At 70.6% G+C, this 16,662-nt stretch carries 17 protein-coding genes; 13 read left to right on the forward strand and 4 right to left on the reverse strand.

Features of this window, described 5'->3' with window-relative positions; all coding sequences use genetic code 11:
* Positions 1-76: 76 nt before the first annotated feature.
* Positions 77-1,588 (reverse strand): PucR family transcriptional regulator ligand-binding domain-containing protein, encoded by a 1,512-nt coding sequence (locus HJG52_RS14500; RefSeq protein WP_171244337.1) that lies wholly within the window; start codon positions 1,586-1,588, stop codon positions 77-79.
* 47 nt (positions 1,589-1,635) lie between these two features.
* Here HJG52_RS14500 and HJG52_RS14505 point away from each other — a divergent pair, with 47 nt between their 5' ends.
* The 4 genes from HJG52_RS14505 to HJG52_RS14520 all read left to right on the forward strand — a co-directional run bounded on the left by HJG52_RS14505 (position 1,636) and on the right by HJG52_RS14520 (position 5,901).
* Entirely contained in the window at positions 1,636-2,190 is a 555-nt protein-coding gene (locus HJG52_RS14505; RefSeq protein ID WP_171244338.1) for a hypothetical protein, read from the forward strand.
* Between the two features lie 93 nt (positions 2,191-2,283).
* Positions 2,284-4,191: a propionyl-CoA synthetase gene (locus tag HJG52_RS14510; protein WP_171244339.1), complete on the forward strand. Its 1,908-nt coding sequence runs from the start codon at positions 2,284-2,286 to the stop codon at positions 4,189-4,191.
* A gap of 10 nt (positions 4,192-4,201) precedes the next feature.
* Complete coding sequence (locus HJG52_RS14515) at positions 4,202-5,125, forward strand: AEC family transporter (RefSeq protein WP_171244340.1); 924 nt, start codon at positions 4,202-4,204, stop codon at positions 5,123-5,125.
* A 152-nt stretch (positions 5,126-5,277) separates the two neighbouring features.
* Positions 5,278-5,901 (forward strand): DsbA family oxidoreductase, encoded by a 624-nt coding sequence (locus HJG52_RS14520; RefSeq protein ID WP_171244341.1) that lies wholly within the window; start codon positions 5,278-5,280, stop codon positions 5,899-5,901.
* Between the two features lie 107 nt (positions 5,902-6,008).
* Here HJG52_RS14520 and HJG52_RS14525 read toward each other — a convergent pair whose 3' ends face one another.
* Both HJG52_RS14525 and HJG52_RS14530 read right to left on the reverse strand, forming a co-directional pair.
* Positions 6,009-6,926: an LLM class flavin-dependent oxidoreductase gene (locus HJG52_RS14525; protein WP_171244342.1), complete on the reverse strand. Its 918-nt coding sequence runs from the start codon at positions 6,924-6,926 to the stop codon at positions 6,009-6,011.
* Entirely contained in the window at positions 6,923-7,363 is a 441-nt protein-coding gene (locus tag HJG52_RS14530; RefSeq protein WP_171244343.1) for a MarR family winged helix-turn-helix transcriptional regulator, read from the reverse strand. Before HJG52_RS14530 ends, HJG52_RS14525 begins: the two co-directional genes overlap by 4 nt.
* A gap of 126 nt (positions 7,364-7,489) precedes the next feature.
* Between HJG52_RS14530 and HJG52_RS14535 the strand changes: the two genes are divergently transcribed.
* From HJG52_RS14535 to HJG52_RS14545, 3 genes are read left to right on the forward strand one after another with little or no spacing between them, the layout of a single operon-like run.
* On the forward strand, positions 7,490-7,843 hold the full coding sequence (locus HJG52_RS14535; RefSeq protein ID WP_171244344.1) for a DoxX family protein: 354 nt from the start codon (positions 7,490-7,492) through the stop codon (positions 7,841-7,843).
* 13 nt (positions 7,844-7,856) lie between these two features.
* Positions 7,857-9,338 carry an MDR family MFS transporter gene (locus HJG52_RS14540; protein WP_171244345.1) on the forward strand — a complete coding sequence of 494 codons (1,482 nt, stop codon included), beginning with the start codon at positions 7,857-7,859 and terminating at the stop codon, positions 9,336-9,338.
* Positions 9,335-10,201, forward strand: coding sequence for an LLM class flavin-dependent oxidoreductase (locus tag HJG52_RS14545; protein ID WP_171244346.1), 867 nt, complete (start codon positions 9,335-9,337; stop codon positions 10,199-10,201). Before HJG52_RS14540 ends, HJG52_RS14545 begins: the two co-directional genes overlap by 4 nt.
* 68 nt (positions 10,202-10,269) lie before the next feature.
* On the opposite strand, the gene HJG52_RS14550 is transcribed toward HJG52_RS14545, so the two are convergent.
* On the reverse strand, positions 10,270-11,814 hold the full coding sequence (locus HJG52_RS14550) for a helicase HerA-like domain-containing protein (RefSeq protein WP_346767780.1): 1,545 nt from the start codon (positions 11,812-11,814) through the stop codon (positions 10,270-10,272).
* A gap of 174 nt (positions 11,815-11,988) precedes the next feature.
* On the opposite strand from HJG52_RS14550, the gene HJG52_RS14555 reads away from it, so the two are divergent.
* The 6 genes from HJG52_RS14555 to HJG52_RS14580 all read left to right on the forward strand — a co-directional run bounded on the left by HJG52_RS14555 (position 11,989) and on the right by HJG52_RS14580 (position 16,644).
* Entirely contained in the window at positions 11,989-12,285 is a 297-nt protein-coding gene (locus tag HJG52_RS14555) for a type II toxin-antitoxin system VapB family antitoxin (protein ID WP_171244348.1), read from the forward strand.
* Positions 12,286-12,341: 56 nt separating this feature from the next.
* Positions 12,342-12,911 (forward strand): LytR C-terminal domain-containing protein, encoded by a 570-nt coding sequence (locus tag HJG52_RS14560; protein WP_171244349.1) that lies wholly within the window; start codon positions 12,342-12,344, stop codon positions 12,909-12,911.
* Positions 12,912-12,966: 55 nt separating this feature from the next.
* A complete protein-coding gene (locus tag HJG52_RS14565) occupies positions 12,967-14,175 on the forward strand; it encodes a sigma-54-dependent transcriptional regulator family protein (RefSeq protein WP_171244350.1) in 1,209 nt (402 codons plus the stop codon).
* Positions 14,176-14,304: 129 nt separating this feature from the next.
* Entirely contained in the window at positions 14,305-15,828 is a 1,524-nt protein-coding gene (gene exaC, locus HJG52_RS14570) for an acetaldehyde dehydrogenase ExaC (RefSeq protein ID WP_171244351.1), read from the forward strand.
* 4 nt (positions 15,829-15,832) lie between these two features.
* Entirely contained in the window at positions 15,833-16,219 is a 387-nt protein-coding gene (locus tag HJG52_RS14575) for a DUF779 domain-containing protein (RefSeq protein ID WP_171244352.1), read from the forward strand.
* Between the two features lie 29 nt (positions 16,220-16,248).
* Positions 16,249-16,644: a hypothetical protein gene (locus tag HJG52_RS14580; RefSeq protein WP_171244353.1), complete on the forward strand. Its 396-nt coding sequence runs from the start codon at positions 16,249-16,251 to the stop codon at positions 16,642-16,644.
* Positions 16,645-16,662 lie beyond the last annotated feature (18 nt).

Consider the following 16,662-nt stretch of genomic DNA (forward strand, 5'->3'; position numbering starts at 1 on the left):
CTCTCCTCGTCGAGTGAGGCGAGACGCTAGTCCGGCGGAGCACCGCGGCCGATGGCCGTGGTGGACAACGGTGCGGTCAGGACTGGCCCAACCGTCCATCGCGGAGGTCGCCGCGCAGGCGGACGGCGAGATGGAGGTGGAGCCGTCCCTCCGCCGAGTCGAGCTGGGCGCCGGTGAGGTCGGCGATGCGCTGGAGGCGGTTGCGCACGGTGTGGCGGTGGACGTCGAGCCGCGAGGCGGTCGCGTCGACCGATCCGGCGTCGAGCCAGGCCGCGAGGGTCGCGAGCAGGGTGCCGTCGGCGTCGGCCCGCTCGAGCGGTGCGAGCACCGTGTCGGCGTAGGCACGCACCGCCTCCGGGGCCGAGACCGTCGCGAGCAGCGTGTCGAGCGGGTCGTCGTGGTGCTCGACCGGTTCACCGGTCGACCTGCTGACGAGCATGGCGGCGCGGGCCTGCCCGACCGTGTCGCGCAACCGGTCAAGCGGCATGGGGCGACCGATGCCGCAGGGGCGGCCCGCGGCGAACCGGCGTGCCACCGCCGCCAGGTCGGTGCCCTCGTCGGCGAGCACCACGAGCTCGCCGCCGTGGTGGCGGACCAGCCCGGCGCTCGCGACCAGGGCGAGGTCACCGGCCAGCTCGGCCGCTTCGGGCAGGTCGGTCACGTCCACCACGAGTGCCCGCACCGACTCGCCACGCAGGCCGGCGTCGCGCAGGTGCCCCCAGACCGGTGCGCCGGGGGCCGCGTCGAGGGCCCGGCCGACGAGGGCGGAGCGGGCGCGACGACCGGCGTCACCCGCGAGGTGTCGCCGCTCGAGCTCGGCCGAGAGCAGCGAGACGAGGGCGGCCACGGCGACCGGGTCGGCCTCGGCTCCGACCGCACCGTCCCCGACCGGGGTCTGCACGACGACGAAACCACGCAGCCGGTCGACACCCAGCGGCTGCACGTCGACCCGGGCCCGGTCGGTGACGTCGCGGGCGCTGCCGTGCAGGCCTTTCTGCTCGACCGCCGCGAGCAGGTCGGCAATCCCGCTCGGCGGCGGGCTGCCGGTGGTGTCGAGGGACCGGCCGGCACGGTCGAGGACGAACACGGTGGTGCCGGTGCCGCGTTCCCAGGTGCGGGTCATGGCCGTGAGGGGGTCGGTGCCCGTCGCGGCGCGGGTGAGGTCACGCAGCAGGTCGACGGCGTGCTGCATCGCCGCCTGCTCCTGCGCCGCGAGCGCTCGGAACACCGCCTTGGTCACGGCGATGAACGGCACCTCGTCGGGAACGGTGAGCAGGGGTATGCCGTGGCGCCGGGCCGCGGCCACGAGCGGCTCGGGCGCCTCCTGGTGTGGCAGGCCGTGACCGAGTCCGAGCGCCAGGGCGGCGGCACCACCGTCGCGCACGCTGCGGACATACGCGTCGCACTCGTCCTCGGTGACCTCCAGCAGCAGCCCGATGGTCATCAGCAGCTCGCCGCCCTGGAGCCACTCCTGCGGCCGGACCAGCTCGGACACGTGCGCGGCCACGATCCGGACGTCGTCGGTGGTGGCGGGCACGACCACGTCGAGGTGCAGCGCGGGGTCGCGCACGAGGTCGGCGAGGAGCACGCGAGCAGTATGCGGCAACGACCGCACGACGGCTGCAAGGATGGGGCATGGCCAGGTCGATCCGGTTGCGCGGAGTCCTCAGTCCCGACGGGCCCGCTGACGGGCAGCGTGAACGGGGGACGTGGCGCCCCACCGAGCCGCTCACCCCACCCCGCTCGACCGTCGAGGCGGTGCGCGCGATGCAGGTGGGAGCGGTCCTGAGCCTGCTCGAAGTGGTGCGCGCCGTCCTCACCCGAGGCCAGCTCCGCGCCGCGTTCGACGCCGAGGCGCACAGCCAGAACAGATCCCTCAACGCCCACGACCTCGACGCCGTGGTCACCGTCGGCCTGTCCGTCTCGGTCGTGGTCGGCATGCTCGGAGCTCTCGTCTGGTGGTGGCAGTCGCGGGTGACGGCTCGCGGTTCGAAGTGGGGACGCATCGCCTCGTGCGTGCTGCTGGCCGCAGCCCTCGTCGGCTTCTTCGGCGGCCTCATCCCTACGGCAGGCCCGTTCGCCCGCATGAGCGCGATGCTGCTGCTGGCCGCCGGCGTCTTCGCCGTGGTGCGGCTGTGGCATCGCGACTCGTCCGCCTGGATCAGCTACCAGAGCACCCCGCAGGACTGAGCGGTCGACCGTTCGGCGCTACAGGCCCCCGGTTTGTCGAGCTGTAGCCGAGGTGCGCTGGCGCCACCGGTCCCCGCCACCGACGATGGGGGCATGAGCGACGGCGCCTACCACGCGGCATACCAACGCAGTCTTGACGACCCGGACGGGTTCTGGGGCGAGGCGGCGAAGGCGATCGAGTGGGTGACGCCGCCGCCGCGGGTGCTCGACGACGACCGGCCGCCGTTCTACCGGTGGTTCACCGGCGGCACGCTCAACACGAGCTTCAACGCACTCGACCGGCACGTGCGCGACGGACGCGGAGAGCAGGCGGCGATCCACTACGTCAGCCCCGTCACCGACACGAAGCGCACCATCACGTATGCCGCGTTGCTCGACGAGGTGGCGCGGTTCGCCGGCGTGTTGTCCTCGTTGGGTGTCGAGAAGGGCGACCGGGTCGTCATCTACATGCCGATGGTGCCCGAGGCCGTCGTCGCGATGCTGGCGTGCGCGCGGATCGGTGCGGTGCACTCGGTGGTGTTCGGCGGGTTCGCGCCCGCCGAGCTGGCCGCGCGGGTCGAGGACGCGAAGCCGGTGGTGGTCGTGTCTGCGTCGTGCGGCATCGAGCCGTCGCGGGTGGTGGAGTACAAGCCGCTGCTCGACGCGGCCCTCGATCGCAGCGAGCACAAGCCCGAGGCCGTCATCGTGCTCCAGCGCGAGCAGGCACCGGCCGACGTCGGGGTGCGCGACACCGACTGGGAGGAGATGGAGTGGGACGACGTCATGCGCGACGCCGAGCCCGCCGACCCGGTCACCGTCGACGCGACCGATCCGCTCTACATCCTCTACACGTCAGGGACCACGGGGCGGCCCAAGGGAATCGTGCGGGACAACGGCGGGCATGCGGTCGCGCTGCGCTGGTCGATGCCGAACGTCTATGGCATCAACCCCGGTGACACGTGGTTCACCGCGAGCGACGTCGGCTGGGTCGTCGGCCACTCCTACATCGTGTATGCGCCACTGCTCACCGGCGCGACAACCGTTCTGTACGAAGGGAAACCGGTCGGAACGCCGGATGCGAGCGCGTTCTTCCGGGTGATCTCCGACTACGGCGTCAAGGCCATGTTCACCGCCCCCACGGCATACCGGGCCATCAAGCGCGACGACCCCTCCGGTGAGCTGCTCGGCTCGCTCGACCTGTCCTCGCTCGAGACCCTCTTCCTGGCGGGTGAGCGGCTCGACCCGGACACGTGGGAGTGGGCCACCGAGCGGCTCGGCGTGCCCGTCGTCGACAACTGGTGGCAGACCGAGACGGGGTGGCCGATCGCGTCGAACCTGCGTGGATTGGAGCCGATGCCGATCAAGCCGGGCTCGCCATCGGTCCCCGTGCCGGGGTATGCCGTGGAGACCCTGGGCGACGACGGCCGCCCCGTGCCTGCGGGCACCGAGGGTGCGATCTGCATCAAGCTGCCGATGCCCCCGGGGACGCTGCCGACGCTGTGGGGCGACGACGAGCGGTACGTCTCGGGGTACCTGTCGGCGTTCGACGGCTACTACCTCACCGGTGACGGCGGCATGGTCGACGAGGACGGCTACCTGTTCGTCATGGGGCGCACCGACGACGTGCTGAACGTTGCGGGACACCGGCTTTCGACCGGTTCGATCGAAGCGGCGTTGGCGGGGCACGAGGCCGTGGCGGAGTGCGCGGTGATCGGCGTGGCCGACGACTTCAAGGGCCAGGTGCCGCGCGGGCTGGTGGTGCTCAAGTCCGGGGTGTCGGCCGAGTCCGACGGCGAACGCATCCGGGCCGAGCTGGTGCAGCGGGTCCGTGACGAGGTCGGGGCCGTGGCCTCGCTGCGGCAGGTCGACATCGTCACTGCCCTGCCCAAGACGCGCTCAGGCAAGATCCTGCGCAAGACGATGCGCGAGATCGCCGACGGCAAGACCCCGACCGTGCCGTCGACCATCGAGGACGCGACAGTGCTTGAGACCCTGACGCCGGTGCTGCGCCCACCCGCCTAGCCTGTCGGGCGTGCAGGGAGTCATCACCGGGTTCGTCACCATCGGCGTCGTCATCGGCGTCGGCGCCCTGCTCGCGCACCTGCGCATCGTCGATGCCGGGGCCCAACAGGTGCTGTCACGCATCGCGTTCTTCGTTGCGAGCCCGGCGCTCATGGTCACCACGCTCGGCCGGGCCGACGTGCACCAGGTGCTGTCCGCCAACCTCGTCGCCTCGGTGGCCGGCGTGGTGGTGGCCGCCGGGATCTACATCGCCCTGGCCCGCCTCGTGTGGCGAAGGCCGTTGGGGGACACCACGATCGGAGCGCTCAGCTCCGCCTACGTCAACGCCGGCAACCTCGGCATCCCGGTCGCCAGCTACGTCCTCGGCGACGCGGCATACGTCGCTCCCACCCTGCTCCTCCAGCTGCTCGTGATGCAGCCAGTGGCGCTGGCAGTCCTCGACTCGGATGCTCGAGGAGGGGGTATGCCGTGGTGGCAGTTCGCGTTGCGCCCCCTGAAGAACCCACTCACCGTCGGATCATTGCTCGGTGTCGTGCTGTCGGTCACCGGGTGGACGCTGCCGACGATCGTCGAGGACCCACTCGTCCTGCTCGGGCACATGGCGGTGCCGAGCATGCTCGTGGCCTACGGAGTGGCGCTGCGCCTCGGGCCCGGGCTGGGACGGGCCGGGTCGGTCAGCGAGCTGGCGACGACGTCGACGCTCAAGCTGCTGGTGCAGCCGGTGGTCGCGTGGTTGGTGGCGAGCGTGGTGCTGGGCGTCGAGGGGCACGCCCTGCTCGCGATCGTCGTGACCTCGGCGCTGCCCACGGCACAGAACATCTTCGTCCACGCCACCCGCTACGACCGGGCCACGGTGCTGGCCCGCGACACCATCCTCATCACGACGATCGGCTCGGTGCCGGTCATCCTCCTGCTCGCCTGGCTCCTCGGCTGACGCGCTTGCGAGTCTTCGGAAGAATTCCGACGCTGGAACGTCGGAATTCTTCCGAAGACTCGCGGCAACGCAGACGCAACGCGGTCAGCGGCGGCGGCGCGAGGTGACACACCCGACGGAATAGTTGTGTGACTGAAGTACTTGGCAGTGGCATGAAGATCGAGATCTGGTCCGACGTCGCCTGCCCGTTCTGCTACCTCGGTGAGCGCCACCTGGCGCTGGCCCTGGAGTCCTTCGAGCACCGCGACGACGTCGAGATCGTGCCGCGGGCGTTCGAGCTCGACCCCACCGCGGCGCCGCACGAGCACCGTCCCATGGTCGACGCGCTGGCCGCGAAGTTCGGCACCACACCGGCCCAGGTGACCGCCATGCAGCGCGGTATTGCCGACAAGGCTCACGCGGTCGGCCTGGAGTTCGACACGACGAAGGCCAGTGTCACCAACACCTTCGACGCCCACCGGCTCGTCCACCTGGCCCGTGAGAGCGGGCTCGACCGCCAGATGCTCGCCGCCCTGATGCGCGGCTACTTTGCCCGCGGCCTCAAGGCCGGCGACGTCGATGAGCTCGTCGCGGTGGCGACCGAGGTGGGACTCGACGAGGACCGGGTGCGCGAGGTGCTGGCCGGTGACGAGTTTGCCGATGCCGTCCGCGCCGATGAGTCGAAGGCGCAGTCGATCGGCGTGAGCGGCGTGCCGTTCTTCCTCATCGACGGCAAGTACGCCGTCTCCGGCGCGCAGCCGGTCGAGACCTTCCGGTCCGCCCTCGACGAGGTCTGAGCCAAGGAGCATCCGATCCAGGTCGTCGGCGGCGACGCTGTCGACGGAGCCGTGTGCACCGACGACTCGTGCGCCCTGCCGGAGCCGTCGAACCCCTGACGCCGCCGTCAGCGGCCGAGGGTGTCGCGCACCGGCGCGATGACCTCCGCGCCGAACCGCGCGATCGTGTCGAGGTTGATCGAGCCGTTCTCGTCGAGCACCGCTGCGTTGAAGCCGGCAATGCCGTGCGCCGACACCGCCCCGGTGAGCTCCTCGACCCACTGCCGCGCCGAGCCACCGACGAACCGTCCGTCCGGTCCGCGCGTCTGCGCCACGTCGGCCGCGGTCAGGATCGGCGTGCCGAGGTTGACGACGGTGATGATCTCGGCGGGGTCGCGACCGGCCTCACCGGCTGCCGCGTCGATGCGGGCGCGGCCCTCGCGGTAGACCTGCGTGGTCCAGTCTGCGCCGCCCGGCGGGATCCACCCGTCGGCCTTGCGGCCGGTGATGGCGAGGGCTCGCGGACCGCCGGATCCGGTCCAGATCGGCGGCGTCGGCACGGCCGACGGCGCCAGGTGGTCGGCGCGGTAGTGCTCACCCTCGAAGTCGACCGGCCGCCCGGGCCCGCCGGTGAGCCTGCGCACCACGTCGATCGCCTCGTCGAAGGCGTCGACGGCCTGCCGCGGCGTCAGGTGCGGCACCCCCATCCGCGTGATGTGCTCCCAGTAGCCACCGGAGCCCAGACCCAACGCGAACCGGCCACCGGACAGCGATGCGATCGATGCGACGGTCCGCGCCAGCATCGGCGCGGGACGCAGCGGAAGGTTCGTCACGCCGACGTAACCCGAGATGCGGCTGGTGCGACCCAGGAGGTAGGGAACGGCGGCATACGGCTCGAAAGACTGTGCGCCGTAAGGGTGGTCGGTGATCGAGAAGAGATCGAAGCCGGCCGCCTCCGCGGCCTGGACGACCGCCTCGGCCGCGGCGCCCTGGCCGAATGGCACGTCGGCCGCGAAGCCGAACAGGGGCCGGGTCTGCAAGGTCATGTTTCCTCCATCTCGATGAGCGAGCGCAGCCGGCCGCACTGGCCGCCGTCGAGGCGACCCACGACGGGCGCCCCGTCGACCACAGCCGGAACCAGCTTGGTGCGCAACGCTTTTCCCTTGGTAGTGAGGCACAGCTGACGGGCCCGGCGGTCCGTCGGATCGGGCTTGCGGGTGAGCAGGCCGGCGCCCTCGAGCTGGTCGGCGAGCGCGGTGAGGTGCGAGGGCTCACAGGCGGTCGCCTCGGCGGCCTGCTGCATCCGCATGGGTTCGGACAGAGTGACGACGAGCCTCGCCTGGGGTGCGCTGATCCCGAAGTCGTGCGCCACCGTCTCGACGTGCCGGCGCAGCTCCATGCCGAGCCGGAGCAGGCTGTCGAGCGCGTCGAGCCGCGCCTGGTCGTCGCCCGTGCGAGCGGGGGTATGCCGCGTGGCTGCCATGGTCTGCTCCTCGCCTCCCAGAATACTTGGTTGAATGAAGAAATAACTTCACTAGGTGAACCGTTGTGAGGTCTGTTGTCTTCCCGCACCTGTGTCTTCACACACTTCACCACGGAGGTTCCTCACGTGACCATCACCACCATCATTCTCTCCGCCCTGCTCGGCCTGGGCTTCTTCCTGGCCGGTACGGGCAAGCTGCGCCGGGCCGAACCCGTCACCGGCACCCTCGAGTCGCTGGGCGTCACCCCGAGCCTGCAGAAGACCGTCGGCGCCCTCGAGGTGCTCGGCGCCATCGGCGTCGTCATAGGCCTGTGGCTCCAGCCGCTCGGCATCGCCGCCGCCATCGGGCTCGTCCTCATGATGATCGGCGCGCTCGTCTTCCACGTCCGGGCCCGGGACACGTTCAAGGGCAGTGTGGGCGCGCTCGTCCTGCTCGTCCTGGGCGCCGTCGTCCTGGCCTTCCAGTTCGCGACAGCCTGAATCGACGGCCCTGATGTTCCGCTCCGTTCCCTACAAGTGGCTGGTGGCCACGGCGTTCGTCATGGCGCTGTTCATGGAGATCCTCGACATGACGGTGCTCAACACGGCGCTGCCCATCCTGGGCGAACACTTCGACGCCGAGACCTCGACGCTGCAGTGGCTGGTCACGGGCTACCTCGTGAGCCTCGCGGTCTTCATCCCCGCCTCCGGCTGGGTGGCTGACCGGTTCGGCGACAAGAACACGTTCGTGCTCGCCCTCGCCATCTACACCGCGGCCTCGTTGTGGGCCGGTTTCGCGAACTCGGTGACGGAGCTGCTCATCGCCCGTGTGACGCAGGGCGTCGGCGGTGGTCTGCTGACGCCGGTGGGCACGGCCATGTTGTTCCGTGCCTTCCCGCCGCATGAGCGCGCCCGCGCTTCCGCGGTGCTGGCCATCCCGACGACGCTGGCACCGGCCCTCGGCCCGGTGCTCGGCGGCTGGCTCGCCGACAACATCTCGTGGCGCTGGGTGTTCCTGCTCAAGGTGCCGATCGGCATCATCGGCCTGGTCTTCAGCGCCGTCGCCCTCAGGAAGGGCGTGCGGACGGCCCGCGAGCGCCTCGACGTACTCGGGTTCCTCACCGGCGGTGCCGGTCTGGCGACCCTGCTCGTCGGCCTCGAACGCGGGGCGCGTGAGGGCTGGTCCGACCGTCCCACGCTGGCGCTCGTCAGCGCCGGCGTCCTGCTCGTCATCGCGTTCGTCGTGACCGAGCGGCGCGTGCAGTTCCCGATGATCGACCTCAAGCTGCTCGGCAACCGGATGTTCCGGCTCGGCAACATCATCATGCTGCCGGCTGCCGGAGCCACGATGGGTGCGCTGTTCGTCGTGCCCCTCATGGTGCAGACCTCGATGGGACTGTCCGCCACCGAGTCCGGCCTGCTGACCATGTGGCAGGCGATCGGGATGCTCGTGGTGCTGCCCTTCACCAACCGCGTCTTCCAGCGGGTCGGTCCACGCCGGATGCTCGCGGGCGGGTTTGCCGTCATCACGCTGAGCCAGGTCGGGTTGGCGCTCGTCGAGGCGGAATCGAGCCTGTGGCTCATCCGCAGCGCGATGTTCCTCATGGGCATGGCCGGCGCGTTCATCATGGTGCCGGTGCAGGCCGCGGCCTTCTCGAGCATCACCCCGCTGGAGACGGCTCGCGCGAGCGCGCTGTTCTCGACCACCCGCCAGGTCGCCGCCAGCGTCGGTGTCGCCCTGCTGGCCACCACGCTCACCGTCCGGATGACGTCCCACCTGGCCGACCTCGCGGTGGACGCCTCGGCGACCACACGCACGGCCGCCGCGTTCGCGGCATACCAGGACGTCTTTGTCGTCAGCGCCCTCATCGCCGCCTTCGGCGTCGCGGTCTCGCTGCTGGTGCGCGACCATGAAGCGGCGGCCAGCCGCGGCCCTGCGCCCGTGCCCGCCGACCCGATCGAGCCAGCCGTCGAGCCCGTGGAGGCAACGTCATGAACGACTACGGACGACCGGTCGAGTTCGGCTGGTTCATGTCGCCCGACGCCGACCGTCCCGACGTGCTGCTCGACGCGGCGCGCGTGGCGGACCGGGCCGGTCTCGACCTGATCGGTGTGCAGGACCACCCCTACAACTCGGGCTTCCTCGACACGTGGACACTGCTGTCCGCGGTCGGGGCGGTCACCGAGCGGGTGCGGCTCTTCCCCGACGTGGCGAACCTGCCACTGCGGCCTCCCGTGATGCTCGCCAAGGCAGCCGCATCGCTCGACCGGATCACCGGTGGACGCGTCGAGCTGGGGCTCGGCGCCGGGGCGTTCCCCGACGGCATCCGGGCGTTCGGCGGCACGGTCGGAGAGCCACGCGAGAAGTTCGAGGCGGTCGCCGAGGCGATCGACGTCATGGACCTCTTCTGGTCGGGACGACCGGCCTCGTATGCCGGGAAGCACTTTTCGATGACCGGCGCCCACCCCGGGCCGCGCCCGTTGCACGACATCGGCATCTGGTTGGGGGCGTTCAAGCCGCGCATGCTGGATCTGTTGGGGCGCAAGGCAGATGGATGGCTTCCGTCCCTGGCGTTCGTCCCACCGGACCAGCTCGGCGGGGCCCACGAGCAGATCGACGAGGCCGCGCGCTCCGCCGGACGTGACCCCGCAGAGATCACCCGCATCTACAACGTGTGGGGCGACTTCTCGACCGGGCAGTGGGTCGACCTGCTCACCCAGGTCACGCTCGACCACGGCATGAACGGTTATGTCTTCGGCGTGCCGCCGGTCGAGTCCGCGCTGCGCCGCATCAGCGACGAGATCGCCCCTGCCGTGCGCGAGGCGGTCGCGACCGAACGCAACCGCCGGTCAACCTGATCTCCCCGCGCGTGCTTGCGTCTGCGTGAACGGCTGCCATAGCCACCGTTCACGCAGACGCAACGCGGTCAGCGGCGGCGGCGCGAGGTGCCGAAGATCGAGCGGGTGATCTCGCGGCCAAGGACGGTGCCCGCCGACCGCAGCGCGGACTTGAACGCGCTCGACGTCACAACCTGCTCGACGATGCCGGGCTGCTCCTTCGGGGCCCGCGGCGGCTTCGCCGCCTCGCCGCCACCCGCCGGAGCCGGCGCGGGCTGACCCGGGGCCGGCTGCGCCTGCGCCGCCTGCTCCTTGGCCTGCAACATCTCGAACGCGGAGTCGCGGTTGGTCGCGGTCGTGTACTTGGGCGCCAGCGACGACGCGGCCACGATGCCCTTGATCGTGGCGTCGTCGGAGGGGGCCATGAGCGACTGCGGCGCGATCATCCGGGTCCAGGCCACCGGGGTCGGTGCGCCCTTCTCGGACAGCACGGTCACGACCGCCTCACCGGTGCCGAGCGTCGTGAGCAGCTCCTCGAGGTCGTAGCCGCTGTGCGGGTAGGTCGACACGGCCGCCTTGAGCGCCTTGGCGTCCTCGGGGGTGTAGGCCCGCAGCGCGTGCTGCACCCGGTTGCCCAGCTGGGCGAGGACATCGGCAGGCACGTCCTTGGGCGACTGCGTCACGAAGAAGACACCCACACCCTTGGACCGGATCAGCCGCACCGTCTGCTGGATCGCGTCGAGGAACGCCTTCGAGGCGTCGTTGAACAACAGGTGCGCCTCGTCGAAGAAGAACACCAGCTTGGGCTTCTCGGGGTCCCCCACCTCGGGCAGGTCGTGGTAGAGGTCGGCGAGCAGCCACATGAGGAACGTCGAGAACAGCGCCGGCCGGTCCTGCACCGCGGGCAGCTCGAGGAGCGTGACCATGCCCTTGCCGTCGGCCCCCGTCCGCAGCAGGTCGGCCGTGTCGAACTCGGGCGTGCCGAAGAACGCCTCGGCCCCCTGGTCGGCGAACGTGATCAGCTCGCGCAGGATCACCCCCGCGGTCGCGGACGAGAGCCCGCCGAGCTCCTTGAGGTCGGCCTTGCCCTCGTCGGACGCGAGGAACTGCACGACGGCTCGCAGGTCCTTGAGCTCGTCGAGCCACAGCTGCTTGGAGTCGGCGTAGTGGAAGACGAGGCCGAGGCTGGACTCCTGGGTTTCGTTGAGCCCCAACACCTTTGCCAGCATCGTCGGACCGAACGACGAGACGCTCGCACGGATCGGCACCCCGTTGCCCTGACCTCCCAGCGAGAGGAACTCGGCAGGGTATGCCGTGGGCTGCCAGTCCTGCCCGACCTCCTGGGCGCGCGCGGTGATCTTGTCGTTGGGCTGGCCCGGGCTGGCCATGCCGGACAGGTCGCCCTTGATGTCGGCGAGGAAGACCGGGACACCCTGGCCCGCGAGCTGCTCGGCCATGAGCTGAAGGGTCTTGGTCTTGCCGGTGCCGGTGGCGCCGGCCACGAGGCCGTGCCGGTTGAGGGTGGCGAGCGGGATCTTCACCGGCGCGTCCGGGTATGCCGTGCCGTCGACGACCGCGGCCCCGAACAGGAGCGCACCCCCCTCGAAGGTGTAGCCGGCGCGGATCTCGTCGATCTGCGCGTTGGACGTCGCGGGCTTGGCCGCCGCCTCGTCGGACTGCTCGGGCTGCTCGGGCTTGTCGGGCTTCGCGTTCTCGGTCACGGTCGGCACTCTAGTGCGACGTCCACCCCTCGGGCAGGGCGAGATTCACGCAAACGCGCGCACGCGGCATACCTCTAGGGTGGGCAGGTGATCTTCAAGAAGGTGGGCGAGGGGCGCCCCTATCCCGACCACGGCAAGCAGTCGCCCCGCGACTGGGCCGACGTGCCGCCGCGGATGGTGCGGCTCGAGCAGCTGATCACGACCAAGCGGACCCTCGACCTCGGTCACCTGCTGGCCGAGGACTCGACGTTCTACGGCGACCTCTTCGCGCACGTCGTGGAGTGGGAGGGCGACCTCTACCTCGAGGACGGCCTGCACCGCGCCCTGCGCGCCGCGCTGCAGCAGCGACCTACGCTGCACGCGCGCGTGCTCGTGCTTGACTGACCTCTCAAGGGATTCGCGGCCGCCGAGGGTGACGGCCACGGGCACGGAGGTTGGCGTTGAGCTACGTCGTGGAGTCGGGCGCCTCGCGCGGGCGACGTGAGCGACGCCGCCGTGCCCTCATCACCTTGGCCATCGTCGCGCTGATGCTGTTCTTCGCGTTCTGGTACGCCTACTCCTACTACCGTTCCGACCGCGCCAAGCCGGCCGCCGTGCCCACCCCCACCTGCACGACGACGGCCCCCATCGCGCCGAAGTCGGTGACGGTCAACGTCTACAACTCGACCGAGCGCAACGGCCTCGCCGCCAAGACCGCCGCAGATGTGAAGAAGCGCGGGTTCACCGTGCGCACCGTGGCCAATGACCCGCTCAACAAGAAGGTCGCCGGCTCGGCCGAGGTCCGGTACGGCACTGCCGGCAAGGACCGGGCCAACCTCGTGCTCGCCCTCGTCAAGGGCGCCAAGGCCGTCCCTGACAAGCGCACCGACGCCACGGTCGACCTCGTCCTCGGGGCCAAGTACACCGCGCTGGCGCCACCACCGAAGGCCGCAACTGCAGACAACGCCAACGCAACCAGCAAGCCCACCGGCAAGACCGCCCCCACGACCAAGGCGTCCGGCGGCTGCTGACCGCCCACTGGTCGGCGGGTGACATCCGCGCCGCCTCCTGCGCACAATCGTCGGCATGGAGGTCGACGGCGTCCGCTCCGAGGTGGCCGACTCCTGGCTGCGCTCGGCCGCCGCCGGCGTCGACACCGATCGAGTCGAAGCGCCGATCACCCTCCCGCAGGACGCACTGCGCGACCACCGGCAGGCCCATCCCCTGGCCCAGGTGTTCCCCCTGCTCGACGACGTGCTCGGCCGCGCCGCCCGCGAGTGCGACGCGATCATGGCCGTCTCCGACGCAGCCGGTCAGCTGCTCTGGGTCTGTGGCACCCCGAGCGTGCTGCGCAAGGCCGAGTCGATCGGGTTCGTCGAGGGCAGCAACTGGGACGAGCGCTTGGCCGGCACCAACGCGCCGGGCATGGCACTGGCCCTCGACCAGTCGGTGAGCATCATCGGCGCCGAGCACTTCCGGGCGAGCGTACGCGGCTGGAGCTGCGCCGCCACCCCGATCCACGACCCGTCCGACGCCTCGCTGCTGGGCGTGCTCGACATCACCGGCGGCGATGACATCGTGGTGCCACAGACCAACGCCATGGTGCGTGCCGCAGCCCGCATGGCCGAGGCCGAGCTCGCCCGCGAGCTGCTCCAGCGGCGGGACGAACCGGCGCACCCGCACGGCCCCACGGTGCGGCTGAGCCTCCAGGCACTGGGCCGGGCGGAGGCGTTGGTGACGATCGACGACGGTCGCGCTCGACGCCACACGCTGCGCCTCAGCCCACGGCACAGCGAGATCGTGCTGCTTCTCGCCTCGACACCACGCGGGCTCTCCGGCGACGAGCTCGCGGTCCTGCTCTACGAGGACGACGTCAGCGCGTCCACGCTGCGCGCCGAGCTCAACCGGCTGCGCTCCCTCCTCGGCGAGGAACTGCTCGCCTCCCGCCCCTACCGCCTCACCGCAGAGGTCACCGGCGACTGGCTCGCGGTCGAGGCGCACCTCGCCGCCGGCGCCGTCGACTCGGCCCTGCGGTCCTACCGCGGGCCGCTGCTGCACACCGCGACCGCTCCCGGGGTCGTCCGCCTGCGCTCCAGCGTCGAGGGACAGCTGCGACGCGCGGTGCTCACCACCGGCGAACCCGACCTCATGTCGACGTGGACCCGGTCGGCGTGGGGCGCCGACGACTACGAGATGTGGAGCGCCCAGCAGGCGGCCCTCGCGCCCACCTCGCCGTTGCGTCCGCTCGTGGCCGGCCAGCTCGCCCGGCTCGACCGGGAGCTCGGCGCCCCCTGAGCGCACGGCGAGGTATGCCGCGGGGCCGAGCCCGCGGCATACCTCGTGCAACGTGGTCGCAACGTTGCGCTGCCTAGCGTCTGGCGCACCCCGAAAAGGGGCCACCACCAAGGACGTTGGGAGCATCGCATGACCGTCTACGCACCCCCCGGGACCGAGGGTTCGATCGTCCCGGTCGAGCCGCGCTACGGCCACTTCATCGGCGGCAACTGGGTCGAGCCGAAGAAGGGCGAGTACTTCGAGGACATCTCACCCGTCACCGGCCGGCCGTTCACGGAGGTCGGCAGGGGGACCGCCGAGGACATCGAGGCCGCACTCGACGCCGCCCACGCCGCGGCACCGGCCTGGGGACGCACCAGTCCGGCCGAGCGCGCGCTCGTCCTGAGCCGCATCGCCGACCGGCTCGAGGAGAACCTCGAGGTGCTGGCCGTGGCCGAGACGTGGGACAACGGCAAGCCCGTGCGCGAGACGCTGGCGGCCGACCTGCCGCTCGCGATCGACCACTTCCGCTACTTCGCCGGTGTGCTGCGCGGGCAGGAGGGTGGCATCTCCGAGATCGACGAGGACACCGTCGCGTACCACTTCCACGAGCCGCTGGGCGTTGTCGCGCAGATCATCCCGTGGAACTTCCCGATCCTCATGGCGACGTGGAAGCTCGCCCCCGCGCTGGCCGCCGGGAACGCGGTGGTGCTCAAGCCGGCCGAGCAGACACCGTGGTCGATCCTCAAGGTGATCGAGCTCATCGGCGACCTCGTGCCGGCGGGAGTCGTCAACGTGGTCAACGGTTTTGGCGTGGAGGCAGGCAAGCCGCTGGCGTCGTCGAACCGGGTCGCCAAGGTGGCCTTCACCGGTGAGACGACCACGGGCCGGCTCATCATGCAGTACGCCAGCCAGAACATCATCCCCGTCACCCTCGAGCTCGGCGGCAAGAGCCCGAACATCTTCTTCGAGGACGTCGCCAGCGAGCGGGATGCGTTCTACGACAAGGCATTGGAGGGCTTCACCATGTTCGCCCTCAACCAGGGCGAGGTGTGCACCTGTCCGTCGCGGGCGCTGGTGCAGGAGTCGATCTACAGCGACTTCGTGGGCGACGCAGTGGCGCGGGTCGAGCAGGTGAAGCAGGGCAACCCGCTCGACACCGACACGATGATCGGCGCGCAGGCCAGCAACGACCAGCTCGAGAAGATCCTGTCCTACATCGACATCGGCAAGCAGGAGGGCGCGAAGGTCCTCACCGGCGGCGAGCGCAACGTGCTCGACGGCGACCTCGCGGAGGGCTACTACGTGACGCCGACGGTGTTCGAGGGCACCAACGACATGCGGATCTTCCAGGAGGAGATCTTCGGGCCGGTGGTGTCGCTGACCGGGTTCGCCGACGAGGCCGATGCCCTGCGGATCGCCAACGACACCCTCTACGGGCTCGGCGCCGGAGTCTGGTCGCGCAACGGGTCGCAGGCCTACCGCGTCGGGCGCGAGATCAAGGCCGGCCGCGTGTGGACCAACTGCTACCACCAGTACCCCGCACACGCGGCGTTCGGCGGCTACAAGCAGTCCGGCATCGGGCGCGAGAACCACAAGATTATGCTCGACCACTACCAGCAGACCAAGAACCTCCTGGTCTCCTACTCACCCGACCCCCTCGGCTTCTTCTAGGCCGATGACAAGCGAGGTCACCCGGGTCGACCTCACCGGTGAGGCGGCGGACCTGCTCCGTCGCCTCACCGGCCGGCACGGCCCGCTGATGTTCCACCAGTCCGGCGGCTGCTGCGACGGCAGCGCGCCGATGTGCTACCCCGTCGGCGACTTCCTCACCGGCGACGGTGACGTGCACCTGGGGTCGCTCGCGGTCGACGGCCTGCCGGAGCCGGTCGAGTTCTGGATGTCGGCGCCGCAGTACGAGTACTGGAAGCACACGCATCTCACCGTCGACGTGGTGGCCGGCCGTGGGAGCGGCTTCTCGGTGGAGGCGCCGGAGGGCGTGCGCTTCCTCATCCGCTCGCGCCTCATGACCGAGGAGGAGCTGCGCACCTTCGCACTCCTGTGAGCCGGCGCCATCCCCCGTACGCTCGAACCATGATCAGCGTCGAGCTCGCCCGCCAGCTGGCGCAGGCTGGCGTGCTCTGGGAGCCCAGCCCCGGTGACCGGTTCACCATCGACCAGCCGAACGTCGTCGGCGAGGTGTTCTGGATCAGCCACCTGACGATCGACGTGCACACCTTCCAGGGCCAGCCGCTGATCGGCTTCAACGGCACGACCGAGTGGGCACTCGACTCGGTCACCCTCGACACGGCCCTGTGGCTGCCGCGGGAGGACCAGCTGCGTGGGCTGCTCGGTGACCGGTTCGTCGCCCTGCGCAGTGGCGCCGACGGCTGGGTCGTGGACGTGGTCGACCCCAACCTCGGCCCGGCCAGCTTCATTGACCCGGACGCCGAGAGCGCCTACGCCTTGGCGCTGCTCAGCTTCGCCTGAGCTGTCGAGGGGTATGCC

This window comes from Knoellia koreensis, from assembly GCF_013041615.1.
Classification (GTDB): domain Bacteria; phylum Actinomycetota; class Actinomycetes; order Actinomycetales; family Dermatophilaceae; genus Pedococcus; species Pedococcus koreensis.